Source organism: Mangrovibacter plantisponsor (assembly GCF_003182475.1).
GTDB lineage: Bacteria > Pseudomonadota > Gammaproteobacteria > Enterobacterales > Enterobacteriaceae > Mangrovibacter > Mangrovibacter plantisponsor.
The window spans coordinates 11,062-29,711 of record NZ_QGTS01000010.1 but is presented as its reverse complement, the minus strand read 5'-3'; the positions used below and the strand labels follow the sequence as shown (position 1 = coordinate 29,711).

Below are 18,650 nucleotides of genomic sequence, written 5' to 3'. Positions count from 1 at the left end.
ATGGCGTTATTGAATGTAGACAGTTTATCGGTGCACTTCGGTGAAGAAGATGCGCCATTCCGTGCCGTTGACCGCATTAGTTATAGCGTGGACCAGGGGCAAGTTGTGGGGATTGTCGGTGAGTCCGGTTCGGGCAAATCCGTCAGTTCTCTGGCAATTATGGGCCTGATTGATTTCCCTGGCCGGGTAATGGCAGACAGCCTGGAGTTTAATGGCCGCGACCTACGGAAAATTTCCGAGCGCGAGCGCCGCCAGTTGGTGGGCTCTGAAGTGGCGATGATCTTCCAGGATCCGATGACCAGCCTGAACCCTTGCTACACCGTTGGCTACCAGATAATGGAAGCCATTAAAGTGCACCAGGGTGGCAATAAAAAAACCCGCCGCCAGCGGGCAATCGACCTGCTGGATCAGGTGGGGATCCCCGACCCGGCATCACGTCTGGATGTGTATCCGCACCAGCTTTCCGGGGGGATGAGCCAGCGTGTAATGATAGCCATGGCAATAGCCTGCCGGCCAAAACTGCTGATTGCGGATGAACCAACAACCGCACTGGATGTGACCATTCAGGCCCAGATTATTGAACTGCTTCTGGAATTGCAGCAGCAGGAAAACATGGCGCTGGTGCTTATCACCCATGACCTGGCGTTGGTTGCTGAAGCGGCGCATAAAATCATCGTGATGTATGCCGGCCAGGTGGTGGAAGCGGCCAGTGCGCAGGATATTTTCCGTGCGCCCCGTCACCCATACACCCAGGCGTTATTACGCGCCTTACCTGAATTTGCTCAGGATAAAGCGCGCCTTGAGTCGCTCCCGGGTGTGGTTCCCGGCAAATATGACCGCCCGCAAGGCTGCCTGCTTAACCCGCGCTGCCCGTATGCCACGGATAAATGCCGGGCTGAAGAGCCTGCGTTACATGCGCTGGAGCACGGGCGTCAGTCTAAATGCCACTATCCCCTTGATGATGCCGGGAGGCCGACAGTATGAGTACCCATGAGGCCGACACGCAACAGCACTTGTTGCAGGCTATCGATTTAAAAAAACACTACCCGGTGAAGAAGGGGATGTTTGCCCAGGAGCAGCTGGTTAAAGCGCTTGACGGCGTCTCCTTCACACTGGAACGTGGCAAGACCCTGGCCATTGTTGGCGAATCAGGTTGTGGGAAATCCACGCTTGGCCGCCTGCTGACGATGATAGAAACGCCTTCTGGCGGGCAGTTGTTCTACAAAGGGCAGGACTTACTTAAGCCAGACCCTCATGCGCAGAAGTTACGTCGCCAGAAAATTCAGATTGTGTTCCAGAACCCTTACGCGTCATTAAACCCGCGTAAGAAAGTGGGGCAGATCCTGGAAGAGCCTTTGCTTATCAATACTGATTTGTCAAAGCAGGAACGGCGTGAAAAAGCTCTGTCGATGATGGCGAAAGTTGGCCTGAAAACCGAACATTATGACCGTTACCCGCATATGTTTTCCGGTGGGCAGCGCCAGCGTATTGCCATTGCCCGTGGCCTGATGCTGGACCCGGATGTCGTGATTGCCGATGAACCAGTGTCTGCACTGGATGTTTCTGTGCGTGCACAGGTACTGAACCTGATGATGGATTTGCAGCAGGAAATGGGGCTGTCTTATGTCTTTATTTCACACGACCTATCCGTGGTTGAGCACATTGCTGATGAAGTGATGGTGATGTACCTCGGCCGTTGTGTGGAAAAAGGCAGCAAAGACGCCATTTTTGACAACCCGCTGCACCCTTACACCCAGGCATTGCTGTCTGCCACACCGCGCCTTAACCCGGAATCCCGGCGAGAGCGTATTAAATTGACGGGTGAACTACCCAGCCCGCTCAGCCCACCTCCGGGTTGTGCGTTTAATGCGCGTTGTACCCGCCGTTTTGGGCAGTGCACACAGTTACAGCCACATCTGAAAGATTACCGTGGCCAGCTGGTTGCCTGCTTTGCGGTTGACCAGGATGAAAATGCGCACACAGTTTAAGTAGTGTGTTACCTGCAGGCTCGCCATCCTGGTGGCCTGCTTATCCTTGAAGTACCTTTTCCCCTGCGGTTTCTCTTTCCTCACTTCACTTTCTGATGTGCACCCGGCGTGCTACTTCACATGTACGAAAAAAGTTGCCATTCCCCTGGCATTTTGTGCTGCCGCTATCTATAGCTATCAGTAGGTTGTTAGTATTGCCATGATGGTGATGGCAAGTTGTGTGCTTTTAATGGCAATTTCATTGGAGATAAACCTCTTTGAGGTTTATCTGAATTGCGGCCTACGAAAATTGGTAGGTCAGAGGCCTGAGTTGTAATTAGGTTGTTCTCGAACCATCTCTGAGGTGTTTTATTGATAGAGAAAATATATTTCTAGATATTTCTCTGGGTAAAAATTTATGTATACAGCATTAAATGCTAACAGATTAATATTTTGTATAAAAAATAATTAATAGTTTTATTGGCTGGTTTTTTAGTGAAGTATCAATGATAAATTCATTAATGTTTGAGTTTTGTAGTTATAAAAAATTTGTATATTTTGTGCTAAAAAAAAGATGGCGTGATGACAGTGAGAGTCGATATATTAACGCTAAATATCGGCGCAAATTTTGAACAGCGCGTTCTTGCTCAAAATGACGCAGGTTATTACGCATATTTCCTCTCTGCGCTTTACTCATAATCATAATATGTATGTCAGGTTTCGTTGTTATCCTGACATGAATACACTTGCAACTTAGAGTACTCCTATGAACAGCTATGATGATCTGCAGCGGTTTAAAGATAAAACCCACACCGGTTCTATCGATTTTAAAGATATGTCAGCTGAGAAACAGGGACTCGGTGCGGGAAACAGCGCAATCTTTAGCCAGTTAACACAAGGGAACAGTGATGATGCGCAGGGCTCGCCATTTCGTGGTGCAGGCCATACATCAGTTACTGCACCGGATGCAGTTAAACCGGGTACGTTTGATGTACCTGCTGGCTCCAGTGCTGCAGTAACACCGTCAAATTCATTACCACCGGTGACCTGGACTACTGAGGTGATTAATACTGCACCCCGTCCGGTGGATGAATCCGCACCTTCTTTGCTGAAAGAAATGGCGATGATGCCCAAAGTCGTGCCAGTAAAAGTCCCGGCCAGTTCAACATCTCCGGTGGAATCCGGCAGACCGGCTGAATCGCTACAACAGGGCCATGCGCCCCTGCCAAATAGCACTCAAGCGGTGAAACCGCTGGAAACTGACGCCCCCATTATGGCGGCTCTTGCTGCCACACCACCAGGCGATGTGCCGGTTCCTACACCTGAAGCCATGCCTGAACCTCTGGTGACGCGACCATCTGCCCGCCACCCTGAACCTGTTTCTGTCCCACCTTCCTCTGACGGGAAGATTAACTTTGCTCAGCTGTTTGCTCCGTCTTCTGCGGGTAACGCACCACGCTCAGCGGTTAAAGAAATGCCATTAAAACCTTTGCTGGAAAGGATCGCCTCATGCCGTTAATTTGCGTCTGCTCACCTAAAGGCGGTGTCGGTAAGACCACCGTAGCAGCGAATTTGTCTTATGCCCTGGCACGTTCAGGCATCAAAGTTCTGGCTATTGATTTTGACGTACAAAATGCTCTGCGCCTGCATTTTGGTGTGCCGTTGTCTGACGGGCGTGGTTATGTTGCCAAATCAATGGAAAACCCCGACTGGAGTCAGTATGTGCTCACAACTGGCGGGAATATTTTTGTGCTGCCTTATGGCGACAGTACAGAAGAGCAACGCGTTGCATTTGAAGACCGTCTGGCGAATGACGAACACTTTTTAGCGCGTGGCCTTAGCACCCTGTTGAATTACCCCGGGCTGGTGGTTGTTGCCGATTTTCCTCCAGGCCCCGGGCCTGCGCTGAAAGCGATTGCCTCTATCGCTGACCTCAATTTAGTCACCATGCTGGCAGATACCGCCTCGTTGTCGTTGCTTCCTCAGGTTGAGAATCAGCGCATGATTGGCGGGCCTCTTAATCACCGTGCCGGCCACTATTTTTTAATTAACCAGGTGGATACTCGCCGCAATATTAGCCGCGATGTTACTGCGTTTATGGAAGAGCGGTTGGGCGAGCGTTTGCTGGGTGTGGTCCACCGTGATGAAAGTGTTGTGGAAGCTCATGCAGCGCAAAAATCGATTTTTGATTTCAGCCCGGCATCGGCAGCGGCGTTTGACATCGAAATCATTAGTAAAAAAGTCGCCAGTATTTTGGGTGTCAAAGTCGGGGATGGTGAGGTACATGCCAGCCCCAAACTATCGGGCTATTAATTACCCTCGGAATTTGCCATGAAAAAGCTCCAGTTTTATCTGCTGCTACTTGTGCTGGCACCAGTAGCGGTACTGATCATTATTACGCCTATGGATAGCCAGAAGCAGTATATCTTTGGCCTGATCAGTATGGCGTGCCTGTTTGTTTTAGGATGGTTTAGTAAGAAGCGCGGTATTTCAATTGTACTGGTGCTGGCATCGATTTTGATGTCTACCCGTTATATCTATTTCCGTGCGACGCAAACATTGCATTTTAATTCTGAAATTGAAGCCATCTTAGGGATTGGCCTGTTCCTGGCTGAGCTTTATACCTGGGTGATGCTGCTGCTCAGCTATTTGCAAACTATGTTCCCCCTTGAGCGCAAAATTGTGCCGTTGCCAGAAGATGAATCGCTGTGGCCGACGGTTGATGTCTATGTGCCTACGTACAATGAAAGCCTGGAAGTCGTGCGTGATACCGTTCTTGCTGCACAATGCCTTGATTATCCTAAAGATAAAATCAAAATCTATTTACTGGATGATGGGAAGCGTAGTGAGTTTGCGGTGTTTGCGGCAGATGTCGGTGTGGGCTATATCACTCGTACCAATAACGCCCATGCCAAAGCAGGTAACCTGAACCATGCAATGAAACTGACCAATGGTGAGTTGATTTGCGTATTTGACTGTGACCACGTCGCCACCCGTGTATTTTTGCAGGCAACAGTGGGTTCATTCCTGCAGGACCCGAAACTGGCGCTGTTACAGACGCCACACTATTTTTACTCCCCGGATCCCTTTGAGCGTAACTTGTCACGCGGCCTGAATATCCCCAACGAGGGGTCGTTATTTTATGGCCCAATTCAGAAAGGTAACGATAACTGGAATGCGACATTCTTCTGTGGCTCTTGTGCGGTTATCCGCCGCAGCGCGTTGGAAGAAATTGGTGGGTTCGCCGTTGAGACCGTAACTGAAGATGCTCACACTGCGCTGAAAATGCAGCGCCTGGGCTGGAAATCGGCGTTTCTGGGAATTCCTCTGGCCGCCGGGCTGGCAACTGAACGCCTGGTTCTGCATGTGATTCAGCGTACTCGCTGGGCGCGTGGTATGACGCAGATTTTTCGGGTAGATAACCCGTTGTGGGGCCGCGGGCTGCAGTGGCAACAACGGCTGTGCTATTTGAGTGCGATGCTCTACTTCCAGTTCGCGCTGCCACGTATTGCGTTTCTAACCGCGCCACTGGCTTACTTACTGTTTAACCTGAATATTATTCACTCTTCAGCCAGCCTGATTTTTGCCTATGCGCTGCCGCATTTGCTGATTTCTATTTTTGTCAGTTCGCGTCTGAATGGCCGCTTCCGTTACAGCTTCTGGGGTGAAATATACGACCTGGTGCTGGCGTTCCATATTGCCTTGCCCACGATGATTACCATGATTTTCCCCAAACGAGGCAAATTTAACGTAACGGACAAAGGCGGGTTGTTGAACGTCGGTTATTTCGATTTCAGCATTGTTCGCCCTCACGTAATTGTGGCGATTTTGCTGGCGATTGCCGTCGTAGCAGGCATTGTACGTGCTGTGGCATTTAACTACTTTGCCGTGGATCCGAACGTTATCGCTCTGAACGTCGGGTGGGGGTTATACAGCCTGTTCTTCCTGATGGGGGCGATAGCTGTTGCGCGTGAAACACGCCAAACCCGTAAAACGATTCGCCTGGATGTGGCTATTCCCGCAGTTATTCACTATGCCAGTGGGGTCTCTTCCCGAACTGAAACCCGAGACCTTTCTATGGGCGGTTGCCGCCTTGTGGCGCCGGATGACCGCCATCTGAATGACGAAATAGAAGAAGTGGAACTGCAGTTGAATTCTGGTGCAATAAGTATTCCGGTGCACATGATTTCGTCTGAAGACCACCAGGATAACGATATTCGCCTCATGTTTGATGACATTCCTTTATCGCGCCGCCGTGAGCTGGTGCGGGTGGTGCTTTCCCGTGCTGATGCCTGGGTACAGCCGCCGAAACCACAGGATAACCCTTTCCGTTCCCTGGCGACCATTGCCCGTTGTGTCTTTGATTTGTTCTGGTTGACATGGAAAGACCGCCAAAAAATACGCCGGGAAAAGAAACTGGCGAGAATGGCGGATCATGAGGAGGAGAGCGCAGTATGAAATGGATGCGATGGTATGCGCTTTCACTGTGTGTGGCGCTGTCGGGTTCGTTGCGTGCGGCTGAACAGCCAGCTGCCTCCTCTGAACCCACGCAAACAGAGGGCGCTTCAGCACTGGTTGACTCAGGAATCACAGATGCACCGGCTTCTGATGCGGGTACTCTGCCACTGGATTTGCCTGCACCAACACCGGCAGACGCACCGGATATGGCTGCGAGCAGCATAACACAGGCGACTGTCAGCAATATTACGCTGGCACAAATGGGGCAGCCTCTGGGGCTGGCTTTGAGTGGCGGGCAGTTGCAGGCCGGGATTAACTTTACGCTTCCCAGCGACGAAGTGGTTACCACGGCACAATTGGTTCTCAACCTGAAAGTTTCGCCTGCACTGGCTGCACGCAACACGACGCTGCAACTGATGATGAACGGGCAGCCACTGGGTACGGTGCCGTTGGGCTCAGCGCAATCAGATGATACGACTTACCAGATGGACGTTCCGGCTGCTCTGGTGGTATCCAGTAATAACCTTAGCTTTAAAATCAATGATGGCGATGCATTGTTATGCCAGCGTGAACTGACGGACAAATATCAGGTGACGATATTGCCGACCACACGCCTGGAGCTGGAAGGGCAACAACTGAATATTGGCTCGGATTTAAGCCATTTCCCGCGTCCCTTCTTCGATACAATGCAGATGACACCGGCTTCTATCTCCATTGCTTTTCCGGAGAAATTTACCCCGGATGAAGTGAGTGCGGCGGCATTGATTGCCTCCTGGATGGGTATTCAGGCAGATTATCGTGGGGTTTCTTTTGATGTGCAGACCAATTCACTGCCAGAGAAAAATGGCATTCTGATTGGCGCACCGGGGGATATTATCGCCGGGGTGCAACTGCCACAAAGCAACGGCCCTCTGCTGCAAATTATCGATAACCCGGGCAACCCGGTTTACAAACTGTTATTGGTTGTGGGGAAAGATGATAACCAGTTGCGGGCTGCCGCCTGGCGCCTGACTCGTGGGCAATTTAAACCGCAAACGGCATCTCTGGCAGTCAAACCCCAGGCTATTCCGGTCAGCAAGCCTTATGATGCGCCACGCTGGATAACCACCGACCGCCCTGTACGCCTGAGTGAGCTGATTCGTAAAGATCAGAGCATGACCGTTACCGGCATTTGGCATGATGTGTTGCGGGTGGCTTTCCGTGCGGCACCGGATCTATTCCTGTGGGATGGCGATACCATTCCGATGCGTATTAGCTACCGTTTCCCGTCAGAAAACTGGATTGATGAAGACAAGTCTTACCTGAACCTGACGTTTAACAACACGTTCCTGCATAACCTGCCAGTTAACAAGCAGGGGATCCTGGAAAGCTTGTGGCACAAGCTGGGTGGAGACGCACGCCAGGAGCGGGCTGATATTCCGCTGGAACCTTATATGATTTATGGGGATAACCAGTTATCGCTCTATTTTAATATCACCCCGAAAGCCAGTGCGCCTTGTGGTGTGTTGTTAAACAACAATATCAAGAGCCGTATCGACGAAGATTCATGGATTGATTTGAGCCATACGCGCCACTTCGCGCAGTTGCCCAATCTCTCTTATTTTGTTGGTGCATCCTTCCCGTTCACTCGCCTGGCGGATTATTCACAAACGGCGTTATTGCTTCCGGCTCACCCGGGTGACGCGCAAATTGCAACACTGCTGGATCTGGCTGCCCGTTCAGGTAACGCGACAGGAACAGCGCTGAACAATAACCGGGTGCTGTTTGGCCTGCCGGAAGGTGGGGCCAATAAAGCCTGGCTTGATTCCCGGGATATTCTGGCCGTTTCCACTCTGGGTGAGGAAGCTTTTAACCGCGCAGTTTTGGCCGATTCGCCCTTTGTCACCAGTGACCACACGCTTGGTGTGCGTGAACCTTCTCGCTGGCAAAAAATTAAGCGCTGGGTGGAAGGCAACTGGAATCTGAATGGCCTGGAAGCTGACCGCTATTTTTCATCAAACGAAGCCTGGCGTGGGTTTGTTAGTTATCGCTCCCCGTGGAATGACCAGCGGGTTGTCGTGATGGCGATTGGCAGCAACGATGACCAGCTTTCCCGCCTGCATACTGATTTGATGTCGGCAAAAATCAACGCCGCCATTCGTGGGGATGCGGCAGTGATTACCGATGAAAACGGTGTGCGCAGTTTCCGTGTCGGGCCTCAGTTCCCAAGCGGCCAGTTACCCTGGTATATGAGGATTATCTGGTACGCCAACCAGCACAGCGCCATGCTGGCTATTTTGGGGGTGATTCTGAGTATGTTGGTGGGACTTGCGCTGTACAGCGCACTGAAACGCCGTGCTCGTAACCGTCTTAATCCGGAGTCTGATTCGTGAAAACAGTGGGTAAAAAAATGAATCATAAAACAGCCCAGGTGCTATCGACTGTCTGCCTGTCCGGGGTATTAAGCCTTGGTATGGCGGTGGGGCAGGCGCAGGCGGATGCCGACAGCCCGGCGCTAAAGGCCTTGTTTGACCAGGCCAATTACTGGCATGAAAAATCCCATGATGAGCTGGCAATGCAGTCGCTGCGTAAAGTGTTGATGGTGGATGCCAACAACACTCAGGCACTGTACCTGATGGCATTATGGTCCCAACAAAACGGTAACCTGAAAGAATCTGCGCAATGGCGTGCCCGGTTGGCGAAAGCCGACCCGGCGGCACCACAGCTCCAGTCTCTGGATAATGCCCGCCAGTTGCAGCAAGTCCCTCAGGGGCAACTGGCATTAGCTCGCCAGCAAGCGCGCAGTGGCAATATTTCTGCGGCGTTATCTACCTGGCGCGGCTTATTTAATGGCAATGAGCCGCCCGCGAGCCTTGCTCCAGAGTATTACCTGACGATGGCCGGGGATAAATCCCTGTATCCGCAGGCGCTCTCCGGGTTGCGCCAGTTAACGGCCGAACACCCGCAGGATAACGCTGCTCGTGTAGCACTGGGTAAGGTGCTGACCTACCGTGATGACACACGCCGTGACGGGATTGATTTGCTGGAAGAAATGGCCAGTGGCAACAAAGATGCCGACAGCAGCCTGCGCCAGGCGCTGTTGTGGCTGGGGCCAAAGTCCGGCGACGAGCATTATTATCAAACCTGGATGCAGCGCCACCCGAAAGACGCCGATGTGCTGGCCTATTACCGCAAAAATGTGGGCGGTGCGGCGAAAGGTGCTGGCTTTACTGATTTGAACAGCGGTAACCTGGCCTCTGCGCAAAGCCAGTTCGAAAAAGTGCTGCAGGCCAACCCGACGGATGCCGATGCTCTGGCCGGGATGGGCTATATTGCCCAGCGAAAAGGGGATTACCAGGCTGCATCGCAATACCTGAAACGGGCCGCTGAACAAGGCGGAGATGCTTCTGCAGAGCGCCAGAAACAAGGGGAAGATGCCGCGTTTTATGGGCAACTTGCAGAAGCGCAGCAGGCGTTCAAACAGGGTAATACCGCCCAGGCGCTGTCTCTGAGTGCGCCTCTGGCACAACAGAGCGGAGACAAAGGTCTGGCAGCGAAGCTGTTCCGTGCCGATGTTTTACGCCGTACCAAAGATTATGCGCAGGCTGAGCAAACGTTGCGGGATATTCTGACCAGCGACCCGGGCAATGCATCTGCCAGAGAAAATCTCTATTACGTTCTGCGTGATCAGAATAAAACCGATGAAGCGCAGGCCATGCTGCAAAGCCTGCCTGCATCACTCCAGGCGAAACTGCAGCCAAAAGGTGGGTATGGTTCACCCGCGGATCCGATTCGCCGCCAGGCTCAGCAGGCACTGGCCCGGGGCGATACCACACAAGCTATTTCTGTTTTGCGCCAGGGTATCAACCGCCTGCCGTCTAACCCCTGGTTGCGGCTTGACCTGGCCCGGATTCTGAACAAGCAAGGGAATAATGCCGCCGCCAGCGACGTGATGGCGCCGTTATACCGGGCAGGCTCAGGTACCGAATCTCTGTATGCTGCCGCGCTATTTGCCAGTGATCAGGGAGCCTGGCAACAGGTGCAAACGTTAATCGGGCGTGTTCCGGCTTCTGCGCGTAACCGTGAGATGCGGGATTTGTCGCAAAGGGCGAATTTTAACCTGCAAATGGCGACCGCAGAAAGTTACCTGGCTTCCGGTAACCAGGTGGCCGCTGCCAACACACTGAAAGCGCTGTCGGGCCAGGTGCCGGACAGCCCGGCAGATGCCGGGAAACTGGCGCGCCTGATGGCACAAAGTGGGGACATGACCTCGGCAGTCGCGGTTGTGCGCAGTAACATTGCCCAGGGTGTTAAAGGCAATGCCGGCGATTATGCAGACCAGGTGGCGGTGTTAAACCAGGCGGGTTTGCGTAGTGAAGCGCAAACACTGTTATCCAACCCTGAACTGCAGGCGAACAGTACACCAACGCAACTGGCCGGGATCCGTAATGGCTACGTTATCAATGAAGCCGATAAACTGCGTGAGCAGGGCAATTACGCGGCGGCATATGACAAGCTGATCCGTGCCATGCAGCAGGATCCTCAAAATACCGACCTGATGTTTGCCATGGCGCGGTTATACCAGTCGGGCAAAATGAACAAAGAAGCGGGTGTGGTCTATGACTACCTGATGACCAGAGATACCCCGCAGCAGGATGCGCGTGTTGGTGCCATCGATGTAGCGCTGAGCAGTGGCGATGTTAAAAAGGCTCGTTCCCTGGCAAGTGGGTTACGCGATACGCAAACACCTGACAGATTGTTGTTAATGGCCCGGTTGTCTGAAGCCGAAGGTAACCACCAACAAGCACTGGCCTACCTGCGCAATGCCCGCGGGCAATTGGTGGGCCTGCAGCCAGGTACTACGTCAACATCGCCAATGATTGGCGGGCTGGTGCTGGCGGATAATCCGTTTAACGGGTCTTCACCAACCTCTTATGCCAACACCTCGGCCTCACAGTCTGGTTCAGCCATGCCATGGCAGGTTGCCCAGATGGGGCGCAATCCGCAGACTGCGCCTGTGAACACTGTGCGCCCTGATTTGCCAGTGGAATCAGCGCAAAGCAGTACGCTGCGGCAAGTCGATGAAATGATGCAACAGCTTGATGATAAAACGTCAACCTGGGTGCAGGGTGACCTGGCCGTTCGTGGTCGTGATGGTGAAAGTGGCCTGAGCAAACTGACGGAAGTGAAAGCACCGCTTCAGTGGTCTACGGTGCCTTTTGGCGATGCACGCCTTGATTTGAACGTGACTCCGGTCTCGCTGGATGCGGGTAGCTCATCTGTTGATGCCAGCCGCCGCTTTGGTACTGGCGCGTTAATTCAGGGCCAGGTTGCCAAAGCGAATGGGACATCGTCCCTTGCCGGAGATACCCTGCCAGATGTGGCCTCTCAGGGCTCGCAGAGTGATTCCGGTGTTGAAGTCGGGATGGCGCTGAGCGGCGATAGCTACAAGCTGGATGTGGGAACCACACCGCTGGGCCCGGACCTGAACACTGTGGTCGGTGGTATTCAGTGGTCGCCACAACTGACTGATTACCTGAAAGTTATCTTTAAAGGTGAACGCCGTGCCATGACAGACAGCCTGCTGTCTTATGTTGGGGCGCAGGATAAATATTCGGGTAAGCGCTGGGGGCAGGTCACTAAAAATGGTGGCACGGTACAACTGAGCTACGATGACGGCGATGTAGGCTTCTATTTCGGCGGCGGTGGCTGGAGCTATATTGGTACCAATGTAGCCAGTAACACCAGTGTTGAAGGTTCTGCCGGTTTCTACTTGCGGCCATTGCGGGCAGACGACCGCGAGCTGAAAACTGGGATCAGTATCGGGTACATGGATTTCTCCAAAAACCTGAGTTACTACACCTATGGCCAGGGTGGGTATTTCAGCCCACAAAACTATATAAGTGTTTCTTTCCCTGTGGATTATACCCAGCGGTTCAGCAACTGGAAAATGTCTGTTGGGGCCGCATTGGGCTACCAGTCCTACAGCCAGGATGATAGCGCATACTTCCCGAATGACCCGGACTTGCAGTCCCAACTGGAAAGTTACGTGGCCGCAGGGCAGGCGAAGGAAGCGTACTACGGCGGTAAGAGCCAAAATGGTATGGGCTACAACCTGCACGCTGGTGTCGACTACAACATCAACAAAGATATGACTGTCGGTGGGCGTGTGGGTTACGACACCTTTGGCGATTACAACGAAAGCACCGCACAGGTGTGGTTCCGCTATATGTTGGGAGACCGTTAACAATGGCGTTAAATGAGCAGAATCCTGCTGTGCTGGGGTATTTCCAGCAACAACAGACTCCGGCCGGGTGGTTCGACATGCTGACCATTATGGTCGATGGCATGGTGCGTAATGTTGGCGAGAAAGACAGCCATCCTTTCCTGACACAGATGGGTATCTCTTTTGGGCAGGCATTCCCCCTGCCTGAAGCAGAGACCATTGGTGAGCTGGAAGCGCATATCAACAACCGGCTGGCGCAGTTTAACTGGGGTATTGTGGATATCGATGTGGAGGATAACGCGATGGTTATCCGCCACCAGGCATTGCCGGTTGCACGTAATGGCCGTGAACAGAACAGATGGTGTAACGCATTTTGCGCTATGATGGAAGGCGTATATGCGAGCTGGATGCGCCAGCAGGGTGGCAAAGACAGTGTAGCCCTGTGGCGTGACCAGTCCTGGTCATTGACCGATGTTCAGTTCCGTTATCAGGGACGCTTTTAAGGAAAACTATGTTACAACGGGGTTTGGCACTGGTGGCGCTGATGGCGTCACTGGTGATGTCTTCGTTCGCACACGCCGATGTGGACTGGGGGCATTTTAAAGCGCGTTTTTTAATGGCAGATGGTCGAATCATTGATACCGGAAATAATAATGTGAGCCATACCGAAGGCCAGGGGTTCGGTATGCTGTTTGCGTTGGCAGGAAATGACCGGGAAAGTTTCGATAAAATGTGGACCTGGACCAACACACACCTGAAGAACCCGAAAAACGGGTTGTTTTACTGGCGTTATAATCCGGTAGCACCCGACCCGGTTGAAGATAAAAACGACGCCTCTGATGGTGATGTATTGATTGCCTGGGCCTTGCTTAAGGCCGGAGAAAAATGGGGCGACCCTGCCTATTTCAAGGCGTCAGATGCCATTACCAACGCAGTGATAAAGCACACCGTTATTGATTTTGCCGGCAAGAAAATCATGCTGCCCGGTGCCAGCGGCTTTAACCTCAATAGTTATGTCAACCTGAACCCGTCTTACTTCGTGTTCCCGGCCTGGCGCGCATTTGCTAAACGCAGCCATCTGGCGGTGTGGACACAGCTTATTAATGATGGGCAAAGTCTGCTGAAAAAAATGGGTTGGGGTGAAGCTAACCTGCCAACGGACTGGGTTTCACTGTATGCCGATGGGCGAATGGAGCCTGCCAAACAGTGGCCTGCACGTATGAGCTACGATGCTATACGTATCCCGGTTTACATTGGCTGGGACCAGCCTGACAGTGCGTTACTGATGCCCTGGCGTACCTGGTTTGGCCGTTTCGACCGTCTGCATACCCCTGCCTGGGTGAATGTGAATGATAACCAGCAAGCTCCCTACAATATGCAGGGTGGATTGCTGGCAGTACGTGACCTGACAATGGGAACCCTTACCAGTATGGAAACGAAAGTCACCAGTCAGGATGATTATTACTCTGCCAGCCTGAAATTGCTGTCTGCAATGGCCGCGCAAGGGATGTAGCCACCGCAGCCAGTTTACGTGCCCGCACAGCCGGGCACGTTTTAATGATTCAGATACCACTCAACCCCTGTTTGTAATCCCTCAGCAAAAAACATCAAAAAGACATACCAGGCACAGGATTTACAGCCACTCAGCACAACACAAATAACCCGCCACTTGCAGCGAGGCCCGTTCACAGGCTGTGAAGCCGCATTGAGCGCATCACTGCAAGTGAACGGAAACCGCCACACTGACACAGTGAAAAGTGAACACAACAGTCACCGCAGTAACAGTAATCTGTCAGTACAGAGCCAGTTGCGCGCCGTGTCAGCAACACTGCTTTCTCTCACCACCAGCGCCCGGCGCCCGCAGGGGGCACTGGCCCCCTGCACCCCCTTTCGTGGCCGGCAAAATCGCCGCTTCGCGGACATTCGGCTTACCCCGGCGGCCTGTTCGGGTACCGCTCCGAGTCGGCATCCTGCCTCCCGTCGCTCTGCCTGCGTCCTGCAGGCAGCCCCGGCCCGCCAGGCACGCCTCAACGATTTAGAGGCCACACCCCACACCTGCCTGTAATATCTCAGCAAAAAACATCAAAAAGACAGACCAGATACAGAACTTACAGCCACTCAGCACAACACAAAAAACCCCGCTACTTGCAGCGAGGTCTGTGTCGCGTAAGACCGGTGAACCGGAGAAAGGAAGACAAGGTTATTCCGCCCGGACGGCGGAATAAGGCGAACCGAGGCAGGGATGCCGAGTCGAGCCGGCCGCAGGCTGACTGCCCGGAGGTGAACGTAGTGCGCAGCACCGGTCGCCCGCGAAAAACCGGATTGTTAAGGGGCGGGCCCCTTAACACGTTCACAGGCTGTGAAGCCACATTAACCACATCACTTCAAGTGAACGGAACTTTCACCACACTGACCCAGTGAAAAGTGAACAGAAATAACCACACCCGGTGAGCGTATCACACTGCACCGGTCGCCCGCGAAAACGGGGATTGCAAAGGGGGCGAGCCCCCTTTAGCCCGTTCACTGGCTGTGAAGCCACATTAACCACATCACTTCAGGTGAACGGAAACAACCACACTGCAAGTGAACGGAACCTTCACCACTTACTGCGGATAAGGCACCCAATCCCCACTATTCAACCTGACCCATGGCTTATTCTGGTACTCAACCACAACCGCATTCGCGTTTTCAGATACCGGCGCAGTTTGTGGCAAACCACTGGTCAGTGCATTCCAGTCAACATGGTCGGCAACAAAGTTTTTGCCATCTAACGAGCGCACGACCAGTTCGGATATAGCCAGATAGCTACTGGGGCTGTTGATTTCAATTGGCGCACCCTGATGTGGGTCCTTCATACCAATAAATTTCACGCCTACCGGAACATGAGTGATAGACGGGCTGGGAATATCACGCAGGCCGGACACCTGCATTTTATCGCCTTTAAGCGCTGCGCCATGCTCAGGCACAACAACAACCATTACCCGGCGGTTTGATTTCTCCAGTTGGGTGAGAAACGCATCCAGTTCATCAAACAGTTTCTGAGCACGGAGCTTATAGTCTGCGGTTTTGCTGTTGCCAGGGTAATGGTTTCCGTCATGCAATGGCAGCAGGTTAAAGAAGGTGGCGTTGCGCTCATTGCCTGGAACGGTATTCATCCAACGTTCCAGCACGGCCGTGTCATCGTAAATGGGCGAATTATCAAAAGAAAGCAGGTTGACCGGCAGTTTGCTTTGGTCCATCAACGGAACAGAAACCCCGCCATTTTCCTGAACTTCTTTCAGGAAACCACCAAATTGACCATTGTGGTCAAGCATCAGGTGCATTGGGAAACCCAGTTTCGCCAGGTTATCAAACAGGTAGCATTGTTCACCTGCCGGTTGGTACAGATTCTTGTGGGAACTCTGCCCGCAACTGGCCCGCAACAGGCGAATCGCTGCCGGACCACTGTATGAAGTAGCTGAATTAAAGTTCTTAAACAGAATATCGAAATGCGACCACAGCGGATGAGAAGCAAGCCCTGTCTCTTCAATATCGGTCCACGCCAGTGAACAAATATTGATAACCAACACCTGGAAAGGCTCCGAACCTTCAGGCAAAGACTCCGGGAAAGGCGTTTTACGTTTTGCTTCACTGCTATAAAACGTGTTGAGCCAGTCGTTAATATTGGCAGAGTTTGCAGGGGCTGTTTGTACCGGAATATCGCCACTTAACACAGGCGCTCCCGAAGCTGGCGCGCTGGCTGAACCAGCAGCAGGTGCTGTGGCGGTATTCGCGGCGGTTGCCGGTAACAGAGAAATAGCCGGGCCGGCAATGTTCAGAACATTCAGCCACACCATTGCCAGCACCACAAACACGGTGACACGAATCCACTGCGAGAGGAAAAGCCAGCCTACAAAGAGCACGAAAACTGCACCAACCATATCCCAGTTAATAAAGCGCGTGACCAGGTCCAGAATGTAATCAGCGCTGAACCCCGCGACTTGTGAACCCTGGCTAAGGATGCTTTCCGGGCCAGGTAGCCAGGTGTCGTGCCAGAACAAACCAAACCCAATGGGAATGGCTACCCACTGGCGGATGCGGTGCAGGCGGTCAGATGTTATGGGCAGCAATAAAAAAACAAGAAATGCCAGGTTTTTTAGCTCATGGAAATTCAGGTAACCCGCCCACAGCAGGCCAAATTTAACTAAAAAATAGAAGTTCCATGCTCCCGGCCCGCGCCAGGCTTTCCAGTAAGATGAAAAAGAGGACGATGGTGTTTTATTTGTCATGTTTGTCTGCCCTGACAGGTGCATTACGGCGTAAAACCCCAACAGGTTTTACGTAACGCGGTTTGCCTAAAATTTGGCGCACGCGTAAATGAAGAACAGGTAACCAGCGCCTGGCACTGTAGCCCAGCGGCAGAAAAATGATGGCGCACAGCACAATTAATTGAAAAATATCGGCAAGACTCATCATGGGTTCTGGCCCTCCGCGCCGGGCTGTAACAGGGCGAGTGGCACAGGGACCCGCCGCCACACGCGGCCAGAGTGCTCGGCGTTGACTGGCGAAGGTGTATTGTCCTGAGGTGAAATCGGTGACTGCCAGTCGGTTTCCGGGATAGTGCGCATTTGTGTCAGTTCTGCGGCAATGTCGTTATCTTCGAACCAAACCACACGGTTGGAGATAATATCGCCCACGGGTAACGGGAAAATATGGCGCAGGGCAATTTCCAGATCATTGATACGGCAATACGATAAAAACAGCATCAGCCGGTTGTTGCCCAGTGTCACAAAATCGCCCATACGGTTTGTCTTGCACAGTGTCAGTAGTTGCTCAACCCGCAACCCCGGCACCGGGCGCAGGGCGACCAGTACACCTTTACTGTCTTTGGGTGCCATGGGGTTATTCAGTGCTGATTTTACGGCGTCGCAGAATTTATCCCATGGCTGGAAACCACGCAGGTTGAGTGGGCGCAGGCTCGCAGTCAGTAATGAAATATCGTCGGGCACGTCACGGGTAAAAAACTGCCCCTGAACACTTTCTATCATGTTCAGACAGCGCGACAGAGGCGCGTTATAAGGCACAATAATATTTGCGCCACAGGCCATTAACAGGCGCTCATCGGTGGCACGCAAACCCGGGCGGGTTTCCCGGACAATGAGCTTTATCACACTTCCGCGTTGTTTGCGCAGCGTATGAATACAGCTTGCCAGGTGGTCAATTTGCTGGTTGTTTTCCAGAGCAAAGATAGCCGTGGCGGCGTGGTGCTGGCGGGCCTCAGTGAATACAGCTTCGTTGTCAGCAAACAGTGACCAGTATTCAGATAATATAGGGGCACCTTCCAGAACTGCACTATGGCTCAGAATTTGCCGTTCATCGCTACGTAGTTGAGGCTCATGTTTCTCGGTAATTTTTACTGACCAGGCCTTTTCACCTTTATTCAACGCAATACGTTGCCGGGCGCTGACACCCATCTTGTTTAGCCAGAAAGTGACATCAAGAATATATTCTCCTTGTTCCTGGCGAACTGATGCAATTCCGGAAAGGCTTTGATGTTGATTAGAGAGTAACGAGGTGGCTTTATCTGAATTATTGTCCGGATTAATGATAAGCAGTGCACAGTTATTCGTTTTGACCCAACGCTTCATATTGGCCAGCCATTGTTTAATGGCATCGCCAGAAATACTCCGCCAGAACCCTTCCTTTGCAAGGAAAATGAATAAGTAATTATCAGGAATGACTGAGCAAAGCAGGTCGGAAGACAAAGAGTATAGACTATTCTTATTTACCGGCATGCTGAATAACTGGATTTTTTCAGGACCGTGAAGTTGATCTAATTCAATACCCGACGATGCGTTTTCACCCATAGTGATAACCGCCGCAAGAGCTTGATTACTCTGTGCTGCAAGGGTGCTGTTGGCAAGAAGTTGCGCATCTTCAGCCTGGTCAGTATTTACCCACCAGATTCCACCCGTGGTCATTTGTTGCAACTCATCCCAAAGTGCATGTATGCCAAATGAAAATAGTGATTCCATGGCGTC

12 protein-coding genes are annotated in these 18,650 nt (G+C 52.3%); 9 read left to right on the top strand and 3 right to left on the bottom strand.

The annotated features are described in order from the left end of the window. The 9 genes from dppD (at nucleotide 1) to DES37_RS16400 (ending at nucleotide 14,143) form a co-directional block, all read left to right on the top strand. On the top strand, nucleotides 1-984 hold the full coding sequence (gene dppD / locus DES37_RS16440) for a dipeptide ABC transporter ATP-binding protein (protein WP_036107130.1): 984 nt from the start codon (nucleotides 1-3) through the stop codon (nucleotides 982-984). After that, complete coding sequence (gene dppF, locus DES37_RS16435; protein WP_036107133.1) at nucleotides 981-1,988, top strand: dipeptide ABC transporter ATP-binding subunit DppF; 1,008 nt, start codon at nucleotides 981-983, stop codon at nucleotides 1,986-1,988. Before dppD ends, dppF begins: the two co-directional genes overlap by 4 nt. Before the next feature lie 745 nt (nucleotides 1,989-2,733). Further along, nucleotides 2,734-3,486, top strand: coding sequence for a cellulose biosynthesis protein BcsO (gene bcsO / locus DES37_RS16430; protein WP_110026846.1), 753 nt, complete (start codon nucleotides 2,734-2,736; stop codon nucleotides 3,484-3,486). Continuing rightward, nucleotides 3,477-4,280 carry a cellulose biosynthesis protein BcsQ gene (gene bcsQ, locus DES37_RS16425; protein ID WP_036107139.1) on the top strand — a complete coding sequence of 268 codons (804 nt, stop codon included), beginning with the start codon at nucleotides 3,477-3,479 and terminating at the stop codon, nucleotides 4,278-4,280. Before bcsO ends, bcsQ begins: the two co-directional genes overlap by 10 nt. 18 nt (nucleotides 4,281-4,298) lie before the next feature. Next, nucleotides 4,299-6,425: a UDP-forming cellulose synthase catalytic subunit gene (bcsA, locus tag DES37_RS16420; protein WP_110026845.1), complete on the top strand. Its 2,127-nt coding sequence runs from the start codon at nucleotides 4,299-4,301 to the stop codon at nucleotides 6,423-6,425. Next, a complete protein-coding gene (bcsB, locus tag DES37_RS16415; protein ID WP_110026843.1) occupies nucleotides 6,422-8,797 on the top strand; it encodes a cellulose biosynthesis cyclic di-GMP-binding regulatory protein BcsB in 2,376 nt (791 codons plus the stop codon). The genes bcsA and bcsB overlap by 4 nt, the downstream gene beginning before the upstream one ends. A gap of 17 nt (nucleotides 8,798-8,814) precedes the next feature. Beyond that, nucleotides 8,815-12,651 (top strand): cellulose biosynthesis protein BcsC, encoded by a 3,837-nt coding sequence (locus tag DES37_RS16410; protein ID WP_110027043.1) that lies wholly within the window; start codon nucleotides 8,815-8,817, stop codon nucleotides 12,649-12,651. A 2-nt stretch (nucleotides 12,652-12,653) separates the two neighbouring features. Beyond that, a complete protein-coding gene (bcsD, locus tag DES37_RS16405; RefSeq protein WP_036107141.1) occupies nucleotides 12,654-13,133 on the top strand; it encodes a cellulose biosynthesis protein BcsD in 480 nt (159 codons plus the stop codon). An 8-nt stretch (nucleotides 13,134-13,141) separates the two neighbouring features. Continuing rightward, a complete protein-coding gene (locus DES37_RS16400; protein ID WP_110026842.1) occupies nucleotides 13,142-14,143 on the top strand; it encodes a family 8 glycosyl hydrolase in 1,002 nt (333 codons plus the stop codon). 1,090 nt (nucleotides 14,144-15,233) lie between these two features. Here DES37_RS16400 and bcsG read toward each other — a convergent pair. From bcsG to bcsE, 3 genes are read right to left on the bottom strand one after another with little or no spacing between them, the layout of a single operon-like run. Then, a complete protein-coding gene (gene bcsG / locus DES37_RS16390) occupies nucleotides 15,234-16,898 on the bottom strand; it encodes a cellulose biosynthesis protein BcsG (RefSeq protein WP_110026838.1) in 1,665 nt (554 codons plus the stop codon). After that, complete coding sequence (bcsF, locus tag DES37_RS16385) at nucleotides 16,888-17,085, bottom strand: cellulose biosynthesis protein BcsF (RefSeq protein WP_036107149.1); 198 nt, start codon at nucleotides 17,083-17,085, stop codon at nucleotides 16,888-16,890. The genes bcsG and bcsF overlap by 11 nt, the downstream gene beginning before the upstream one ends. Further along, nucleotides 17,082-18,644, bottom strand: a complete 1,563-nt coding sequence (gene bcsE / locus DES37_RS16380) for a cellulose biosynthesis protein BcsE (RefSeq protein WP_036107151.1) — start codon at nucleotides 18,642-18,644, stop codon at nucleotides 17,082-17,084. Before bcsE ends, bcsF begins: the two co-directional genes overlap by 4 nt. Nucleotides 18,645-18,650 lie beyond the last annotated feature (6 nt).